Origin of the sequence: Bifidobacterium sp. wkB338 (genome assembly GCF_003688325.1) — a bacterium.
In the GTDB taxonomy this organism is placed as follows: domain Bacteria; phylum Actinomycetota; class Actinomycetes; order Actinomycetales; family Bifidobacteriaceae; genus Bombiscardovia; species Bombiscardovia polysaccharolytica.
Genome location: NZ_NPOR01000013.1, coordinates 93,449 through 108,980 on the forward strand (window position 1 = coordinate 93,449; position 15,532 = coordinate 108,980).

A 15,532-nucleotide genomic window follows, 5' to 3' on the forward strand; every position below is an offset into this window, starting at 1 on the left:
GCGGACGGACGGCGGGTGCTCCTTCGCTCTTCCGTTCCGGCCGTTCCAAGGCCGTCATGGGCGATTCTAGCTGCCGACCTTCCTTTTGGCAGAGCCGGCCGTCCGGGCGGGTCGTGGTTTGGGCCGCACGGGTTCTTAGACTGTGGACCATGAGCAGGCATCATCGCGACCGCAGCTGGGCTCCCGACCCCGAGCCGCTGCCCGAAGGCATTGGAGTCATCGACGATCATACCCACATGGCCTCTGTGGTCCCCTTCGCCCAGGAGATGGATCGGCAGGCCAGGGAGCGCGGGCAGGATCCGGTCCCCGTCCGCACGGTCGACCAGCAGCTGGAAAGGGCCCAGGCCGTGGGCGTGGTCGGGGCCATCGACGTGGGCTGCGAGCTGCCCCACCTGCAGACGGCTGTGGACCTGGCCTTGGCCCATCCCGGGGTGGTTCACGCGGCTCTGGCCATCCATCCCAATGAGGCCGTTCTGCACGGCCATCGAGGGGTGCCGGGACCGGACGGACTGCCACTGAAATATCAGCCCTGGCATGAGGTTTCTTTCGAGCAGGCGCTTGAGGGGGTCGCCCGCCTGGCTCGCGCTTATCCCGACCAGGTGGTGGCCATCGGGGAGACGGGCATGGACCTCTACCGGACCGGTCAGGGGGCCGAAGAGATCCAGCGGCAGGCCTTCCGCGACCACATCGCCCTGGCCAAGGAGCTGGGTCTGCCCATGCAGATCCACGACCGCGACGCCCATCGGCAGGTCATTGAGACCCTGTTGAAGGACGGCGCTCCCGAGCGCACGATCTTCCACTCCTATTCGGGGGATGCACAGATGGCCCAGGTGGCCGCCGAACACGGTTGGTATCTGAGCTTTTCGGGAACGGTTTCCTACAAGGGCAACGAGGGAATCCGCCAGGCCCTGTCCGTGGTCGGCATGGACCACATCATGGTGGAGACCGATGCGCCCTACCTGAGTCCCATGCCCTATCGGGGGCGTACCAACTCCCCCTACATGATTCCCTACACCCTGCGAGCCATGGCCGATGCCTTGGACTGCCCTCTGGCCCAGGTGGCCAAAGCGACGGCAGCCACCACGCGCCGTGTTTATGGCCTATGAGGGATGTCCGACGGACGGTGCCAGGCCGGGATTAAGCTTATGGTGTGTCGCGGTCTGAATCGCCCCTGCCGAGTGTGGGGGGACAGTGCTACGGTTGTCGTCGCACGTGTGCGCAAACAGCAACATACGGCACCCGGAAGTAGATGAGTGAAGGCATTGGCCGATGGAGGGCTCTATGGCGGATGAGCGGCATGAGTTAGCGGCTCAGGATGATGGCAGGGGCGCTGACGAACCACCCCGGTTATCCGGCGAAAAAGCGGCGAAGCCGACGGCGGCCTCTCGTAAGGGTCGGCTGACGAAAGAATCGATTCTCCCTCCGGAGAGTTTCACCAAGGCTCCTAAGATTTCGGCCAAATCCCGCACCCGGGAAGAGGAGAACGAGCTCAAGCGGGTCCGGCGCGAAGCCCAGAGGGCGGCCCAGCGTCGCCGTACCCCGCCGAAGGGTCCTCTGGGCCGCTGGTGGAGGCGGGTGCAGTCCTCGCCAGACAGGATCAGCCTGGGCATGTGCATCGTGGCCCTGGGCGTGGTCTACGGCGACATCGGCACCTCGCCCCTGTACACCATGCAGGCCTTCGTGGCCGGGCAAGGCGGTATGGCCCGTGTGGACAGGGCGGCTGTGCTGGGCATGCTCTCCCTGGTCTTCTGGTCCATCACGCTGATTACCACGGTCAAATACGTTCTGGTGGCCATGCGCATCGATAACAAGGGCGAGGGCGGCATCTTCGCCCTGTACACCCTGGTCCGGCACTACGGCAAATGGCTGGCCATCCCTGCCATGGTCGGCGGCGCAGCCTTCCTGGCTGATTCGGTGCTGACTCCTGCTGTCTCCATATCCTCGGCAGTCGAAGGACTCAAGACCATCCCCGTCCTGACTCCGATTTTCCGTGAGAACGGGAACCTGACCATGGTCATCACCTTCGTGATCATCCTGATCCTGTTTGCGGTTCAGTCGCGCGGAACCGAACGGATCGGCAAGGTCTTCGGCAGCGTGGTCATGGTCTGGTTCGCCTTCCTGGCCCTGATCGGCATCTACTGCATCGGCAACGACTGGTCCATCTTCGAGGCGCTGAACCCGGTCTACGGGATTCGCTTCCTCTTCAGTCCGCAGAATCCGGTGGGCCTGACCATCATGGGCACGGTCTTCCTGTCGACCACGGGAGCCGAGGCTCTCTATTCTGATATGGGTCACGTGGGCCGCGGCAACATCTATGCCACCTGGCCTTTCATCAACGTCGCCCTGGTCTTCAATTACTTCGGCCAGGGGGCCTGGATCCTGCGCAACAGTGACAATAAGGCCCTGCAGGGTGTGGACGGGCTCAACCCCTTCTTCCAGATGATGCCCACCACCGTGCGTTACGTGGCGGTTCTCCTGTCGGTGACGGCCGGCGTCATCGCTTCACAGGCCCTCATCACGGGCGCCTTCACCATGGTCTCGGAGGCCACGGGCCTCAACTGGATGCCCCATCTGCAGGTGCGTTACCCGGCGCGCACCCGTGGTCAGCTCTACATCCCCACCATCAACTGGGTCCTGTGCGTGGCAACACTGACTGTGCTGGCCATCTTCAAGGATTCCGAGCACATCTCGGCCGCCTACGGACTGGCTTTGACAGTGACCATGATCACCACTACCGTCCTGCTGGCCGACTACATCTGGCACGACGGCAAGCGGGCGCTCTCCCTGCTCTTCGCCCTGGTCTTCCTGGCCATCCAAATCCTCTTCTTCATGGCCTCCATGGCCAAGTTCATGCACGGTGGCTGGTTCACCATGCTGCTGACTGCGGCCATCCTCTACATCATGTACACCTGGGACGTGGGCACCAAGGTGGAGCGCTCCCAGCGCCGGCATATGACGGCCAAGGAGTGCCTGCCCGCTCTGGAGATGCTCCACAACGACTTCCGCGTCCCCTATTATGCGGACAATCTTGTCTACCTGACCTCGGACGCTGAGATGCGGCGGCTGGACACCGACATCTTCTTCTCCATCTTCGCCAACCGGCCCAAGCGTGCTCGCGCCTGGTGGGCGGTCTCGGTCCAGACCACGGATGCCCCCTATACCCGCAAGTATTCGGTGGAGAACTTCGGTACTAACTACCTCTTCCGTGTGCGCATGAGGCTGGGCTTCAAGGTGGACCAGAATGTGGCCACCTACCTGCACCAGATCATGCACGAGCTGATCGACAGCGGCGAACTGCCCAAGCAGCCCTCCATCTACCCCAAGGTGGACGAGGACCCGCAGATCGGCACAGTCACCTATGTGCTGGTCCACAAGGCCCTGATGCCCGAGTCCAAGATCGACTCCCGTGGTGCCTTCTCGCTGAAGGTCAAGTACGCCATCCGCAAGGTGGCTGGTTCGCCGATCAAGTGGTTCGGCCTGGCTCCCTACAACCCCATCGTGGAGGTGCAGCCCCTGTTCGTCTCCACGCGAGCGGTTCCCAAGCTGACGCGCGTGGTCCTGCCACCCCGCAAGATCAAGGGCGGCAAGCATCACAAGGGCTGATTGAGTGGAATCTCACCCCATGGAGCTTGGCCCAAATCGGGTCCGGGCCATAGAATTGACGGCATGGAACCTGGTGCCCGGCCTTTCCGGGCTACCGTCGAAAGGTGATGTGATGACACAAGCTCAAGCCAATATCGGAGTCGTGGGTCTGGCCGCCATGGGTGCCAGCCTGTCCAGGAACCTGGCACGGCACGGCAATACAGTCGCGGTCTACAACCGCCACTATTCGCGTACCGAGACCCTGATCAACGATCATGGTCAGGAGGGCCATTTCGTTCCGGCCAAGACGCTGCAGGAGTTCGTGGCCTCGCTGTCCAAGCCCCGCACAGCCATCATCATGGTCAAGGCCGGGGATCCCACCGACCAGATGATCAACGACCTGGCCGACCTGATGGAGCCTGGAGACATCATCGTCGATGCCGGCAATGCCTACTTCAAGGACACCATCCGCCGGGAGAAGGCCATCCGGGCCCGTGGGCTGCACTTCGTGGGCTGCGGCGTCTCCGGCGGCGAGCAGGGCGCCCTCTTGGGGCCCTCCATGATGCCTGGTGGGACCGATGAGTCCTGGAAGACCCTGGGACCCATCCTGGAGTCCATTGCCGCCAAGGTCGATGGCGAACCCTGCGTCACTCACATTGGCACCGATGGGGCGGGCCACTTCGTCAAGATGGTCCACAACGGCATCGAATACTCAGACATGCAGGTGATTGCCGAGTCCTATGATCTGATGCGCAGGGGCCTGGGCATGGAACCCGAGGACATCGCCCAGGTCTTCGAAGAGTGGAACCAGGGGGATCTGAACTCCTACCTGGTGCAGATCACAGCCGAGGTGCTCCACCACACCGATGCCACCACCGGCAAGCCTTTCATCGACATCGTCACCGATCAGGCCGGCATGAAGGGCACCGGCACCTGGACCGTGCAGACCGCGCTGGACCTTGCCGTGCCCGTGACCGGCATCGGCGAGGCCGTCTTCGCCCGGGGACTTTCTTCCTCGCCCGAGCTGCGCAGCCAGGCGGCCCAGGAGGGCCTGAAGGGTCCGCAGCCCAAGGCCGTCATGGCTGATCTGGCCGCCGACCCCGAGGCCCGCAAGTCCTTCATTGAGGACATTCGCCAGGCCCTCTATGCTTCCAAGATTGTGGCCTACGCCCAGGGATTCAACGAGATGCAGGAGGGAGCCCGAGTCTATGGCTGGAAGCTGGATATGGGTGCCATCGCCCGCATCTGGCGTGGCGGCTGCATCATTCGAGCCAAGTTCCTGAACCGGATCTCCGATGCTTATGCCTCTGGCCGTGAGCCGGGCTCCCTGCTCTTCGATCCATTCTTCAAGCAGGCTGTCGAGCAGGCCCAGGATTCCTGGCGGCGTGTTGTGGCCCGTGCCACCCAGGCCGGCATCCCCATCCCCGTCTTCGCCAGCTCTCTGTCCTACTACGACGGGCTGCGTTCCGATAGGCTTCCCGCCGCCCTGATCCAGGGCCAGCGTGACCTCTTCGGCGCTCACACTTATGGGCGCGTAGATCAGCCAGGCGTCTTCCACACCCTCTGGGCCGAGGACAAGTCCGAAATCAAGCAGGACTGAGCTTCGCCGGAATCGCAAGGGTCCGCGCAGCCGCTAAGACGGCAGCGCGGACCCTTTTGTCAATCTGTTATCGAATCTTGGCTGTGGATTCCCGGATCACCAGCCGACAAGCGGCGGTCGTCCTGGTGGGAGGATGATTATCGTCGCCGCCCTGCAGACGGGCCAGGAGGGCATCCACTGCCTTGCGGGCCAAGTCCTCCTTGTCGGTGCTGATGGTGGTCAGCGAAGGTATATAGGACTCTCCCTCCTGGATACCGTCGAATCCCACGACGGCTATGTCCCGGGGGACCTCCACGCCGCATTCGTGCAGTCCGCGGATCAGGCCCAGGGCCAGGGAGTCGGTCATGCAGAAGATGCCGTCAAAGGGCAGGTCGGACGTCTCTGCCAGATGATGACCCAAGTCCCGGGCCAATTCCCCGTCCCAGCGGTCCAGGGTCAGGAAGTCTTTGGAGCGGGCCTTGATTCCGGCGTCTTTCAAAGTCTTCAAGCAGCCGGCCACCCTGCGGCCGCGTACCGAGTGCCGTTGGACCGGATCGGTGCTGGCCGTCATGTCGGCACCCACCACGCCTATTCGTCGGCATCCGCAGTCCAGTAGGTGCCGCACGGCCATGGAGGCTCCCTCGAATCCGGCCGTCATGACCGAATCGAAGACCGGCTCGGCTGAGGGGTCGTCCAGCAGGACCAGAGGCTTGCCGTCGGCCAGCTCCTGCATTTCCTCATTGGTGATGCTGCCTGGACTGAAGATGGTGCCGTCGCAGAGTTGGCTGGTGACATGCCGGAGGATGGAGACCTCGTCCTGTTTGGAGTTGGAGGTCTGCTGGATGATGGCCTGCATGCCGTGCGCGTTGATCTGCCGCGAGATGGCCGCACTCATCTGCGAAGGGTAGGGCTTGTCCAGCTCGAAGATGGCCACCCCGATGATGCCGCTCTTGCCTGAGCGCAGGCTTCTGGCCGACAGATTGGCCGAGTAGCGGAGCTTGTGGGCTGCAAGCAGGACCCTGCGCCTGGTGTCATCCGCTATGCGTGTATCGCCTCGAAGGGCATAGGAGGCAGTGGCCCGAGAGACCTGAGCCTCCTTGGCCACGTCGCTCATCGTCACCATTTCGCACCTTTCCCGTGGTTCAGCCATTATCTTAGGCACGTGGGTGGCCTTATCTTCATGTGATTGACACGATTCAACCAACGTGCTATACCATATCTTGATAGCAGTTGAATCGTGTCAATTCCCGGGTCTCGACGTTGAACAGCCCGGACGGATGTTCAGAGGATTGATTGCAAGGAGGAGTCATGAAGCTGAAGCGAGCATGGAAGGGCATAGCTGCGGTGCTGGGGGTCGGTATGTTGGTGTCGGCCATGGGAGCCTGTGGAGCCGGTGGCGGTGCTGATGGGTCCAAGACCACGCTGACCTTCCTGTCATGGAACAACGAACAGACGATGAGGCCATACATCGACCAATTCGAGCAGGAGAACCCAGAAATCAAGGTGGACTTCAGCTACTCGCCGCCGACCGCTGAGTACGTCCAGACCCTGCAGACCCGACTGGTCGGCAATCAGGCCCCGGATGTGTTCGTCATCACCTCCGAGAACAAGGCTGACCTGATCAAGAACAGCTACGTGCGCGACCTGACCGATGAGCCCTTCATGCGCAACATCTCCCAGGCTAATAAGGACTTCGTCAGTCATCAAGGCAAGGTCTACGGCATGTCCGTGTCCTCCTGGGCTTCCGGAATCGTCTATAACAAGGACCTGCTGGCCAAGGTAGGCGCCAAAAAAGTGCCCGAGACCTGGGACGGCTTCCTACAGCTGTGCAAGAAGCTCAAGGCCGCCGGGGTCACGCCCTTCCTTGAGGGCATCGCTGACGCTCCCAGTCAGATTCCCGACGCTTTTTTGGGTTCTCAGCTGGCCAGGGACAAGGTGGATGTGAACAGCCTGATTGACCGCCGCCCACAACAGCCAGGCAGCGATCAGCGCGAAGCAGTTGCGGCCTGGATGAAGCTCTATGACCAGGGCCTGTCCACGCGAGACACAGTGGGCATCAGCGGCGACGACAGAAAGACCCAGTTCATCAACGGACAGGTGGCCATGATCTGCACTGGGCCCTGGGACCTGCCCTCCATCAGCCAGTCCGGATTCAAGTGGGGCATGGCCCCCATGCCGCTCATGGAGGAGGGCATGCCTAACTACGCCCAAGGATCACCTTCGCCTGCCTACGCAATCTACTCACATCTCAAGGGAGTCAAGCTCAAGGCGGCCAGGAAGTTCCTGACCTTCATGGACGGCCGCTGGGCCTTGCAACATTCGGCGGATAGCGGGGATGTCATCACCGTCCAGGGGTTCAAGGCCAAGGTCAAGCCCGAGTACGAAGAAGTCTACCGGACCAGTGTGCGGCCAGGTCGTTACTTCCTGGTTATGAATTTCTACGCCAAGCCGGATGTGCTGACCACGGTCCGTCAGTCCGAAACCCAGCAGCTGGTGCAGGGGTCCATCAATGTAGATCAGTGGGCCAAGGCCATCGACGACAAGATGGCCTCGGTCAAGTAGGAAGGGCTGGAACATGGCTTCCCAATCCTCGGCAGAGCGTGCCAACGCCCATCGACGGCGCATGGTCGGTCTGCGGCAGGATCTGACCTCTTTCTGGTTCCTCCTGCCAATACTGGCCGTCTTCGTCATCCTCTTCGCAGTGCCGCTGGTGCAGACCATCATCTACTCGGTGACCGACTTCAACGGCTACAGCCTGAACATGCACTATGTGGGCTGGAAGAACTACCACAGCGTGTTCACCGATTCCTCGACCATGCAGGGCCTGGTGTTCACCATCCTGTACGCCGTGGCCCAGACTGTCCTGGTGACCATCTTCGCCATCCCCCTGGCCGTCACTCTGAACCGGAAATTCTGGGGCCGCAACTTCGCCCGTTCCCTGTTCTTCTTCTTCAGCGTGCCTTCGCTGGCCATCATGGGCATGGTCTGGAAGTACATCTTCTCACCCATGAAGTCAGGCGTCTTCAACACCATCCTCGGTGTCTTCGGCCTGGGACCGGTGCCCTGGCTGTCCAACTCGACCCTGGCCCGGTGCTGCGTCATCTTCATCGCCGTCTGGGCGCAGATCGGCTGGCATGCCACCCTCTACTTGGCCTTTTTGCAGTCCATTCCCGGAGACCTTTATGAGCAGGCCACAGTGGACGGGGCCAGCAGCCGCCAGCAATTCGTCCACATCACCCTGCCCCAGCTGATCCCAGGCATCGTCACCTCCAGCTTCCTGCTCATGTCGGGCGGTCTCAAAGTCTACGACCTGCCCTACACCATGACCAAGGGCGGCCCCGGGTACTCCACCTATACGGTGACCCAGTCCATCATTCAGCAGGGCATCGGCCAGTCCCAGTATGGGCTGGGTTCGGCCCTGGCGGTCCTGTTCACCGTGGCCACGGCACTCGTGGTCTTCGCTCAGATGGGCGCCGCCAGCCTGATTTCCAGGAGGTTCCAATGAGCAGCAGCAAGAGCTCGACCCTGACCCTGAGTCAGCGGGAACGGCGGCGTTCGGTGGTCAGAAGCGTGGTGGTGCTGATCATTGCCCTGATCTGCGCTGTGCCCCTCTGGTACATCCTGATCAACACCTTCAAGACCATCCCTGACATGGCCACCAATCCGCTGGGCCTGCCAAAGCAGTGGACGCTGCGCAACTACACGCGGGCCTTCGCCACGGTGCCCATCGTCCGCAGCCTAATCAACACCCTGATCGTCACCTTCTTCGGTGTCCTCTTCCAGGTGCTGATCGGAGCTCTGGCTGCCTACGGGATGATTTTGCGCAAGTCGATATTCACTTCGGGCATCGGAGTGATCCTCATGATCGCCTTCGTCATTCCCACCCAGTCCACACTGATTCCCCTCTATCGGATGGAGTCCAGCGTGGGGCTGGTCAACACGCTCTTGGGCCTGATTGTCATGTACCTGGGCGGGGCGGTCTTCTGCTACTTCCTGATCGTGGGCTACATGCAGTCCCTGCCCTTTGAGGTCATTGAGGCCGCCAGGATCGACGGGGCCGGACCCTTGAGGATCTTCTGGAGCATCGTCCTGCCGCTGATCAGACCCATACTGACTACGGTGGTGGTCTTCCAGACCATGTCGACCTGGAATGACTTCATGACGGCCAACGTCTTCATCAGCAGTTCCAACCTGCGCACCATCGTTCTGCAGGTTTACAACGCAGTCGGCCAGTTCACGACTGATTGGCCCAGCTTCATGACCATTACGGTCCTGGCCCTGATCCCGGTCTTCATCTTCTTCATCTTCTGTCAGAAGTGGATCGTCTCCGGACTGGTTGCCGGAGCGGTCAAGGGGTAAGGCGGCCAGTTGGAAGGTCACAGTCAATGGCGGCGGTCGGAGGTTCAGGTTCCGGCCGCCGCACTCATGAAGGATCGGAGTCACAGTCCATGGAGGAATTCGCAAGCGCACATCAAGGGTCGGAGGGGACGGATTTGGCGAGCAACCCACTGCATCGCTACTGCGCGGACCCGGATCTGGTCATGATCGGGGACCGCTGGTACCTCTACTGCACCGAGGATGGTCTGCCTGAATGGTCCTCGCATGCTTTCTACGTCTATGAATCCGGGGACTTGTGCCGTTGGACCCGCAGAAAGATATTGGACCTGGACCAGGTCCCCTGGTGGCATGGGGGACAGGGTGCCTGGGCCCCATGCCTGTTGGTGCGCCGGGGACGCTGCATCCTGTATTTTGTGGCCGACGGGCAGATCGGCCAAGCCGTCGCTCCCGGTCCGATCGGTCCCTTCCGGGCGGCCCAGGAGCCATTCATTGCCCAGGGTGACTACGACTGTCTGCCCATCGATCCCTCGGTCTTCGTGGATGACGGCGATGTGCCTTATCTGCTGTGGGGCAATGGCCGTGCCTACATGGCGCGGCTGAGTCCGGACGGCCTGCGTCTGGAAGATGGCTCAGTGCGCTCCGCCGTGCCTGACAACTTCCGCGAGGCCGTCACCATCTGCCGACGTAGGGACACCTACTATGCCTCCTGGTCGGAGAACGATACCAGAGATCCGAACTACCGGATCCGCTGGTCCAGCGCGCCCTCGCTGGACGGGCCTTGGACCGCGCCCCAGGTCCTGATCAAGGCCGATCATGCCAAGGGGATCCTGGCTACCGGGCACCACTGCATCACCCGTGTGCCGGGCCGGGATGATTGGATCGTCGCCTATCACAGGTTCGCCAGGGACGGCCAGGGCGACGGCTGTCATCGCGAAATCGTCTTTGCCCCCTTGGATTTCGCTGATGACGGCGCCATGGTCCAGGTCTGTCCGCAGGTGGGATCCTACTGGTACCCGGCCCAGGACCTGGTTACTCCCTGACGATGGGGTGGCCGCCGAAGGCGCTGCGCAGGGCGGAGACCACCTTCATGGTCATGGGATCCTCGATCTTGGAGGACTGGCGGGCGTAGAGGGCCGAGGTGATGGCTGGTGTGGGCACCCCCAGCTCCAGGGCGTCCGCAATCATCCACTTGGTTTCGCCGGTCTCATCGGCCTTGCCGGCGATTCCACTCAGGTGCGGGTCTTCCTTCAGGGCTTGGGCCAGCAAATCCAGCAGCCAGGACTGGATGACCGAGCCCTTTCGCCAGGACTCCACCACTTCGCCTGGCTCCTTGATCAGGTCGGAGGCCTCCAGGACTGCGTACCCTTCGGCCAGAGCCTGCATCATCCCGTATTCGATACCGTTGTGGACCATCTTGGCGTAGTGGCCAGCGCCGGTTCCTCCCGCGTGGACCAGACCGTAGTCGCCCTCAGGTTTCAAGGTGTCCAGGATGGGCTGGATCCGGGCCACGTCTTGATCTGATCCTCCGACCATCAAGGCGTAGCCCTTCTCCTTGCCCCAGATGCCGTTGGAGGTGCCCACATCCACCAGGCCTATGCCCTTGGCGGCCAGGGCTTGGGCGTGCTCCTGGTCCTGGGTGAAGCGGGTGTTGCCCCCATCCACGACCAGGTCGCCGCGCTCCATCAGCTCGCCAAGCTGATCGAGAGTGGACTCAATGGGCTTGCCGGCCGGGACCATGACCCAAATCACTCGTGGGGCATCCAGCGCTTGAACCAGGGCTTGCAGGCTGTCCACATCCCTGCCCGAGTCCGGCGCGATGTCGTAGCCGACCACCTGGTGGCCACCGGTACGCAGACGGTCCGCCATGTTCTTGCCCATGCGTCCCAGGCCAATCATGCCGATCTTCATAGTGTCAGTTCCTCTCCCTTGACTGCAACAGTGTGAAGTTGACCGCGATGGTTGGTGGTCGGCCGCGGTCGGGCCGCTTTGCCGGTGCTACTGGCGGGCTGCCTGCCGGGCGCGCTCGGCCTGAACCTGGGCGGTGTGCGCTTTGACATCACACTGCAGGCCCAGGGTGTCGATGACCTCTTCGGCCTCGATCTCAGGAGACATGCGCAGACCCACGTCGATGGTCAGGTGAACCTCGTCCGGTCCCAGGGGTTCCAAGTCATCGAACTGGGAGCGGAGCATCTGCGGCTTCATGAAATGGCCCTTCCTCTTGGAGAGCCGTTCCATGATGGAGTCGTAGTCCCCGCTCAGGTGAATGAAGACCACCCCAGGCATCCGCAACCGGTCACGATAGATCCGTTTCAGGGCGGAGCAGGTGACGGTTCCGGGCACTCCTCGCCGCATGTGATCCTCGATCCAATCATGGATGCTGTCCAGCCAGGGCCAACGGTCCTGGTCGTTCAGGGGAATGCCGCGGGCCATCTTGTCGATGTTGGCCTGGGGGTGGAAGTCGTCGGCCTCGGCCATGTCCCAGCCCAGTTTGCTGCCCAGGTGCTCATTCATGGTGGTCTTGCCGCAGCCGGCGACCCCCATGATGACCAGAACAGGTGTGCGGCCCTGGAAGTAGTCCGGGGGAACCGTGTTGTCCACTGCCGAGGGGACCTGGGGCTCCGGGTGATCTTCTGCGCTCAGCGCGTCGGAATTCTTCAACGATGTGTCGACCATATGCAACCTTTCTGAAAAGTAATCTGACAATGACGATCAGGCGGTGATGGGCACAAAGATGCTGGCGATCATGACCAGGACCAGAACCACTACCGACAGCAGGCATTCCAGAACCGACCAGGTCTTCAGGGTCTCGCCAACACTCAGACCGAAGTACTCCTTGATCAGCCAGAAGCCCGCGTCGTTGAGGTGGGAGAGGAAGATGGAGCCGGCGCCGATGGCGATGACCAGGAGTGTAGTGGCCGTGGAGCCTGCATGCATCATGGTCATGGCGTTGCTGAGAATGCCGGCCGTGGTCAGGATGGAGACAGTGGCCGAGCCGGTGGCGATGCGCACGAAGACGGCGATGACCCAGCCCAGCAGGAAGATGGAGATGTTGGAGTTCTCCACAAAGGTGCCGATGATCTTGCCGATGCCGGTGGAGACCAGGACGCCCTTGAAGCCACCGCCTGCGCCCACAATCAGCAGGATGCCCGCTACAGCGGGAAGCGACGCTCCCAGGGAGTCATTGACGGTCTTCCAGGAAATGCCCGAGGCGGCTTTGAGGACCAGCATGGAAACAATCAGTGCTATGGCCAGGGCCATGACCGGGTTACCGATGAAGTTGATGGTCTGTGCCAGGCCGTCCTTGCGATCCTTGAACCCGGGAATGGCGATCTCGAAGATGGAGGTCAGCAGCATGAGGACTGCAGGCAGCAGGATGCAGCAGACCGAGAGAGCGAAGGATGGCAGCCGGGTCTCCTCCTTGCCGGCCTGCTCGCTCTTGGCCACAAAGTCGGCCGGGGCTTCGATGGGAACCCAGCGGGAGGCCAGACGGGAAAAGGCTGGACCCACGACGACCAGGGTAATCAGGGCGAAGGGGATGCCGAACATCATGGTCAGGCCCACGTTTCCGGTCTGCTTGAACTGGCTCAGGGCGGCCAAGGGGCCAGGGTGAGGAGGCACACAGGCGTGCATGATGGACAGGCCTGCCAGGGTGGGGATGGCCACACGCATCAGAGGGAGCTTGGTGCGGCGGGCCACCAGAATGATGACCGGGACCAGAATGACCAGGCCGACTTCGAAGAACATGGGCAGGCCGATCAGGGCGCCGATCAGGGCCATGATCCAGGGGATGGTGGCGGGCTTGGACTTGACGACCAGGGTGTTGACCACCTGGTCAGTGGCTCCGGTGTCCATGAGGACCTTGCCGATCATGGCTCCCAGGCCGATCAGAATGCCCACGGAGCCCATGGTGGAGCCGAACTCGCCGGTAAAGCTGGTCAGGGTGGCCACGGGTCCGTAGCCAGAACCGATGCCGACCACGAGGGCGGCACCCAGCAGTGAGACAAAGGGATGAAGTTTGACGACAGTGACTAGGAAGATGAGCACCGCCAGGCTGAGCACCAGGCTGATGCCCAATTGGGTGGTGTTCAGGGAAACGGCCTGACTCGCCGCCAGGGTTAGGTACCCGTCGGCTGTCGGCTGCGACGCTAAAAGCATGGCTGCCTCTTCTCTGAGGATGCGAGCCATTCAGCCTGAACAGCTTCCCGGCTCTTATTTTTGCATTACATAATATCGACAGTGTGATATTACGTATGCCTTAACAGACAGTATTTTACACGAATCTGTGACAGATTGGAAGACGGCATGCTAAGAGGCAGGATTGAGTCTCAAATTATTTACATATCGCTCTGGTCCCATTGGGAATGAGCCAGGTTGCTAGAGTGGAATTCGTGAAAAACGCGAGGAAACCTGATGACGAAACGGCTGCAGAAGGCACCCTGCATGATCGGCTGCTGGATCAGTGGGGGGCGGCCATTGTAGATGGCACCATCGCTCCGGGAGACCGGCTGCCCGCCCCCGACCTGGATAGCCAGAGGCCTTCGCGCACGGTCACCCGCGAGGTCACCAGGGTTCTTGAGGCCATGGGTCTGGTCACTGTCAAACGCAAGGTCGGTGCCACAGTCAATCCTCGTCAACTCTGGAATATCTATGATCCGCAGGTGATCGAGTGGAGACTGCGCGGACCTGACCGGGGACGGACCTTGCATGAGCTGTCTGAGCTCAGGGCATGCGTGGAGCCCATGGCTGCCCAGCTGGCGGCCGGCAACGCTGATCAGGATCAATGGGCGAAGCTGACGCGGGCCGCCATTGATATGGTGGCCAACGCTGACCGGGCCGACGGGCCGGACTATCTTCGGGCTGACGAAACGTTTCATCGGACCCTGCTTGAGGCATCGGGCAACGCTATGTTCGCGGCCTTGGGCGATGTGATTGCATCAGTGCTGTCTGGGCGGACCCGGCATGAGCTTATGCCCAGGAAGGCCGATGAGAAAGCGTTGCGGCTGCACGGCGACGTAGCTGCGCTGATACGTCGGGGCGATGCGGAGGGGGCCCGTCACGCCATGGATTGGATTGTTGACGAATCCGATCGGGCTGTCGAACAAATGACAAGAAAGGACTCTGGAGACTCCGCCCGCGGTGCGGATAAGGAATCTTCAGAGTCCTGAGATCTCTAGAGGCTCTTGGTGCAGAAGGCTCAGTTCAGTTTCGAGGCGGCATCAGCGTCCAGGAGCCAGAGGGTCTCCAGAGTGCCCCTGGCATAAGAAGAGGGGACATGGGGATCGTCTGTGGTTCCCAGGGCAGCAGCCACGGCCGAGGCCTTTTCGGTAGTTGAGGTGAAGAGCCATACCTTGGGGGTTCTGCGGATGAATGGCGTGGTCATGGTGACCCTGAGCGGGGGCAGCTTGGGGGAGTTGCTGACACCCGTCACCAGCAGATCGTCGTCCTGCAGCCTGACCTCAGGACGGTCGGGGAAGAGGGAGGCATAGTGTCCGTCAGGGCCCACGCCAAAGACAGCCAGATCCATCCGGCCCTCAGGGCCCAGCTGGTCGATGATCTCCTGCTGATATGTGGCTGCCGCCTGGGTCAGAGCCCGTTCGTTCTCCTCCTGGTCGGCGGCTTCAACCTGAGCTGGGCTGCGAGTGTCCACAGGCATGGAATGTACGTTGGCCTGCGGCAGCAGCCCCTGGTCGATCAGCGAGCCATACCAGGCCCGCCGTGCCTGTTCGTCGTTGCGGTCCGGGTCTTCCAGGCCCACGAACCGCTCATCGCTCCACCAGAGGTGGACCCGGCTCCAATCCACACTCTGGCTCAAGGGATCAGCGCCCATCAGGGCATAGACATCCGCCGCATCTCGCCCGCCGGTCAGCGCCAGGTCGGCCCGGTCCTGACGGGCCAGAAGGTCTCCCAGCTCCAGCAGGATGCGGGCTGCTGTAGCTTGGTTGAGCAGCTCGGTTGTGGCATAGGTAACGATACGACGCTCGGTCATCTGATCCTCCTCGCATGCAGGTGATGCTTGCCTCAGCCTACACCCCT

General features: G+C 61.8%; 12 protein-coding genes and 1 pseudogene. 8 read left to right on the plus strand and 5 right to left on the minus strand.

Annotated elements, in window-relative coordinates:
• The first annotated feature begins 149 nt into the window (after positions 1–149).
• The 3 genes from CI603_RS03430 (at position 150) to gndA (ending at position 5,182) form a co-directional block, all read left to right on the plus strand.
• Positions 150–1,106: a TatD family hydrolase gene (locus tag CI603_RS03430; protein ID WP_121913049.1), complete on the plus strand. Its 957-nt coding sequence runs from the start codon at positions 150–152 to the stop codon at positions 1,104–1,106.
• Between the two features lie 175 nt (positions 1,107–1,281).
• A complete protein-coding gene (locus tag CI603_RS03435) occupies positions 1,282–3,603 on the plus strand; it encodes a KUP/HAK/KT family potassium transporter (protein WP_121913050.1) in 2,322 nt (773 codons plus the stop codon).
• 112 nt (positions 3,604–3,715) lie between these two features.
• Positions 3,716–5,182: an NADP-dependent phosphogluconate dehydrogenase gene (gene gndA / locus CI603_RS03440; protein ID WP_121913051.1), complete on the plus strand. Its 1,467-nt coding sequence runs from the start codon at positions 3,716–3,718 to the stop codon at positions 5,180–5,182.
• 67 nt (positions 5,183–5,249) lie between these two features.
• Here the strand turns inward: gndA and CI603_RS03445 are convergent, their stop codons facing one another.
• The gene (locus CI603_RS03445) at positions 5,250–6,284 is read right to left on the minus strand and encodes a LacI family DNA-binding transcriptional regulator (RefSeq protein WP_183122226.1); all 1,035 of its coding nucleotides are present in this window, start codon (positions 6,282–6,284) and stop codon (positions 5,250–5,252) included.
• Between the two features lie 185 nt (positions 6,285–6,469).
• On the opposite strand from CI603_RS03445, the gene CI603_RS03450 reads away from it, so the two are divergent.
• From CI603_RS03450 to CI603_RS03465, 4 genes are all read left to right on the plus strand, one after another.
• Positions 6,470–7,723, plus strand: coding sequence for an ABC transporter substrate-binding protein (locus CI603_RS03450; protein WP_121913053.1), 1,254 nt, complete (start codon positions 6,470–6,472; stop codon positions 7,721–7,723).
• Between the two features lie 13 nt (positions 7,724–7,736).
• The gene (locus CI603_RS03455) at positions 7,737–8,666 is read left to right on the plus strand and encodes a carbohydrate ABC transporter permease (RefSeq protein WP_183122227.1); all 930 of its coding nucleotides are present in this window, start codon (positions 7,737–7,739) and stop codon (positions 8,664–8,666) included.
• A complete protein-coding gene (locus CI603_RS03460; RefSeq protein ID WP_121913054.1) occupies positions 8,663–9,520 on the plus strand; it encodes a carbohydrate ABC transporter permease in 858 nt (285 codons plus the stop codon). Before CI603_RS03455 ends, CI603_RS03460 begins: the two co-directional genes overlap by 4 nt.
• An 89-nt stretch (positions 9,521–9,609) precedes the next feature.
• Positions 9,610–10,539 (plus strand): family 43 glycosylhydrolase, encoded by a 930-nt coding sequence (locus tag CI603_RS03465; protein WP_121913080.1) that lies wholly within the window; start codon positions 9,610–9,612, stop codon positions 10,537–10,539.
• Here the strand turns inward: CI603_RS03465 and gnd are convergent.
• The 3 genes and pseudogenes from gnd to CI603_RS03480 all read right to left on the minus strand — a co-directional run.
• Positions 10,529–11,440 (minus strand): annotated as a pseudogene (gnd, locus tag CI603_RS03470) (phosphogluconate dehydrogenase (NAD(+)-dependent, decarboxylating)); the annotation flags it as partial. The gene CI603_RS03465 and the pseudogene gnd sit on opposite strands and share 11 nt — an antisense overlap.
• Before the next feature lie 54 nt (positions 11,441–11,494).
• Positions 11,495–12,172 carry a gluconokinase gene (locus tag CI603_RS03475; protein WP_082097679.1) on the minus strand — a complete coding sequence of 226 codons (678 nt, stop codon included), beginning with the start codon at positions 12,170–12,172 and terminating at the stop codon, positions 11,495–11,497.
• Positions 12,173–12,208: 36 nt separating this feature from the next.
• Positions 12,209–13,684, minus strand: coding sequence for a GntP family permease (locus tag CI603_RS03480; RefSeq protein WP_259465464.1), 1,476 nt, complete (start codon positions 13,682–13,684; stop codon positions 12,209–12,211).
• A 203-nt stretch (positions 13,685–13,887) separates the two neighbouring features.
• Between CI603_RS03480 and CI603_RS03485 the strand changes: the two genes are divergently transcribed.
• Positions 13,888–14,664, plus strand: coding sequence for a FadR/GntR family transcriptional regulator (locus tag CI603_RS03485; RefSeq protein ID WP_218054061.1), 777 nt, complete (start codon positions 13,888–13,890; stop codon positions 14,662–14,664).
• Positions 14,665–14,693: 29 nt separating this feature from the next.
• On the opposite strand, the gene pgl is transcribed toward CI603_RS03485, so the two are convergent.
• Positions 14,694–15,485, minus strand: coding sequence for a 6-phosphogluconolactonase (pgl, locus tag CI603_RS03490; RefSeq protein WP_121913055.1), 792 nt, complete (start codon positions 15,483–15,485; stop codon positions 14,694–14,696).
• Positions 15,486–15,532 lie beyond the last annotated feature (47 nt).

Bases quoted from the DNA above. Each gene is read 5' to 3' on its own strand.
- CI603_RS03430 (WP_121913049.1), top strand. From the start codon at position 150: ATGAGCAGGCATCATCGCGACCGCAGCTGGGCTCCCGACCCCGAGCCG.
- CI603_RS03435 (WP_121913050.1), top strand. From the start codon at position 1,282: ATGGCGGATGAGCGGCATGAGTTAGCGGCTCAGGATGATGGCAGGGGC.
- gndA (WP_121913051.1), top strand. From the start codon at position 3,716: ATGACACAAGCTCAAGCCAATATCGGAGTCGTGGGTCTGGCCGCCATG.
- CI603_RS03445 (WP_183122226.1), bottom strand. From the start codon at position 6,284: ATGGTGACGATGAGCGACGTGGCCAAGGAGGCTCAGGTCTCTCGGGCC.
- CI603_RS03450 (WP_121913053.1), top strand. From the start codon at position 6,470: ATGAAGCTGAAGCGAGCATGGAAGGGCATAGCTGCGGTGCTGGGGGTC.
- CI603_RS03455 (WP_183122227.1), top strand. From the start codon at position 7,737: ATGGCTTCCCAATCCTCGGCAGAGCGTGCCAACGCCCATCGACGGCGC.
- CI603_RS03460 (WP_121913054.1), top strand. From the start codon at position 8,663: ATGAGCAGCAGCAAGAGCTCGACCCTGACCCTGAGTCAGCGGGAACGG.
- CI603_RS03465 (WP_121913080.1), top strand. From the start codon at position 9,610: ATGGAGGAATTCGCAAGCGCACATCAAGGGTCGGAGGGGACGGATTTG.
- CI603_RS03475 (WP_082097679.1), bottom strand. From the start codon at position 12,172: ATGGTCGACACATCGTTGAAGAATTCCGACGCGCTGAGCGCAGAAGAT.
- CI603_RS03480 (WP_259465464.1), bottom strand. From the start codon at position 13,684: ATGGCTCGCATCCTCAGAGAAGAGGCAGCCATGCTTTTAGCGTCGCAG.
- pgl (WP_121913055.1), bottom strand. From the start codon at position 15,485: ATGACCGAGCGTCGTATCGTTACCTATGCCACAACCGAGCTGCTCAAC.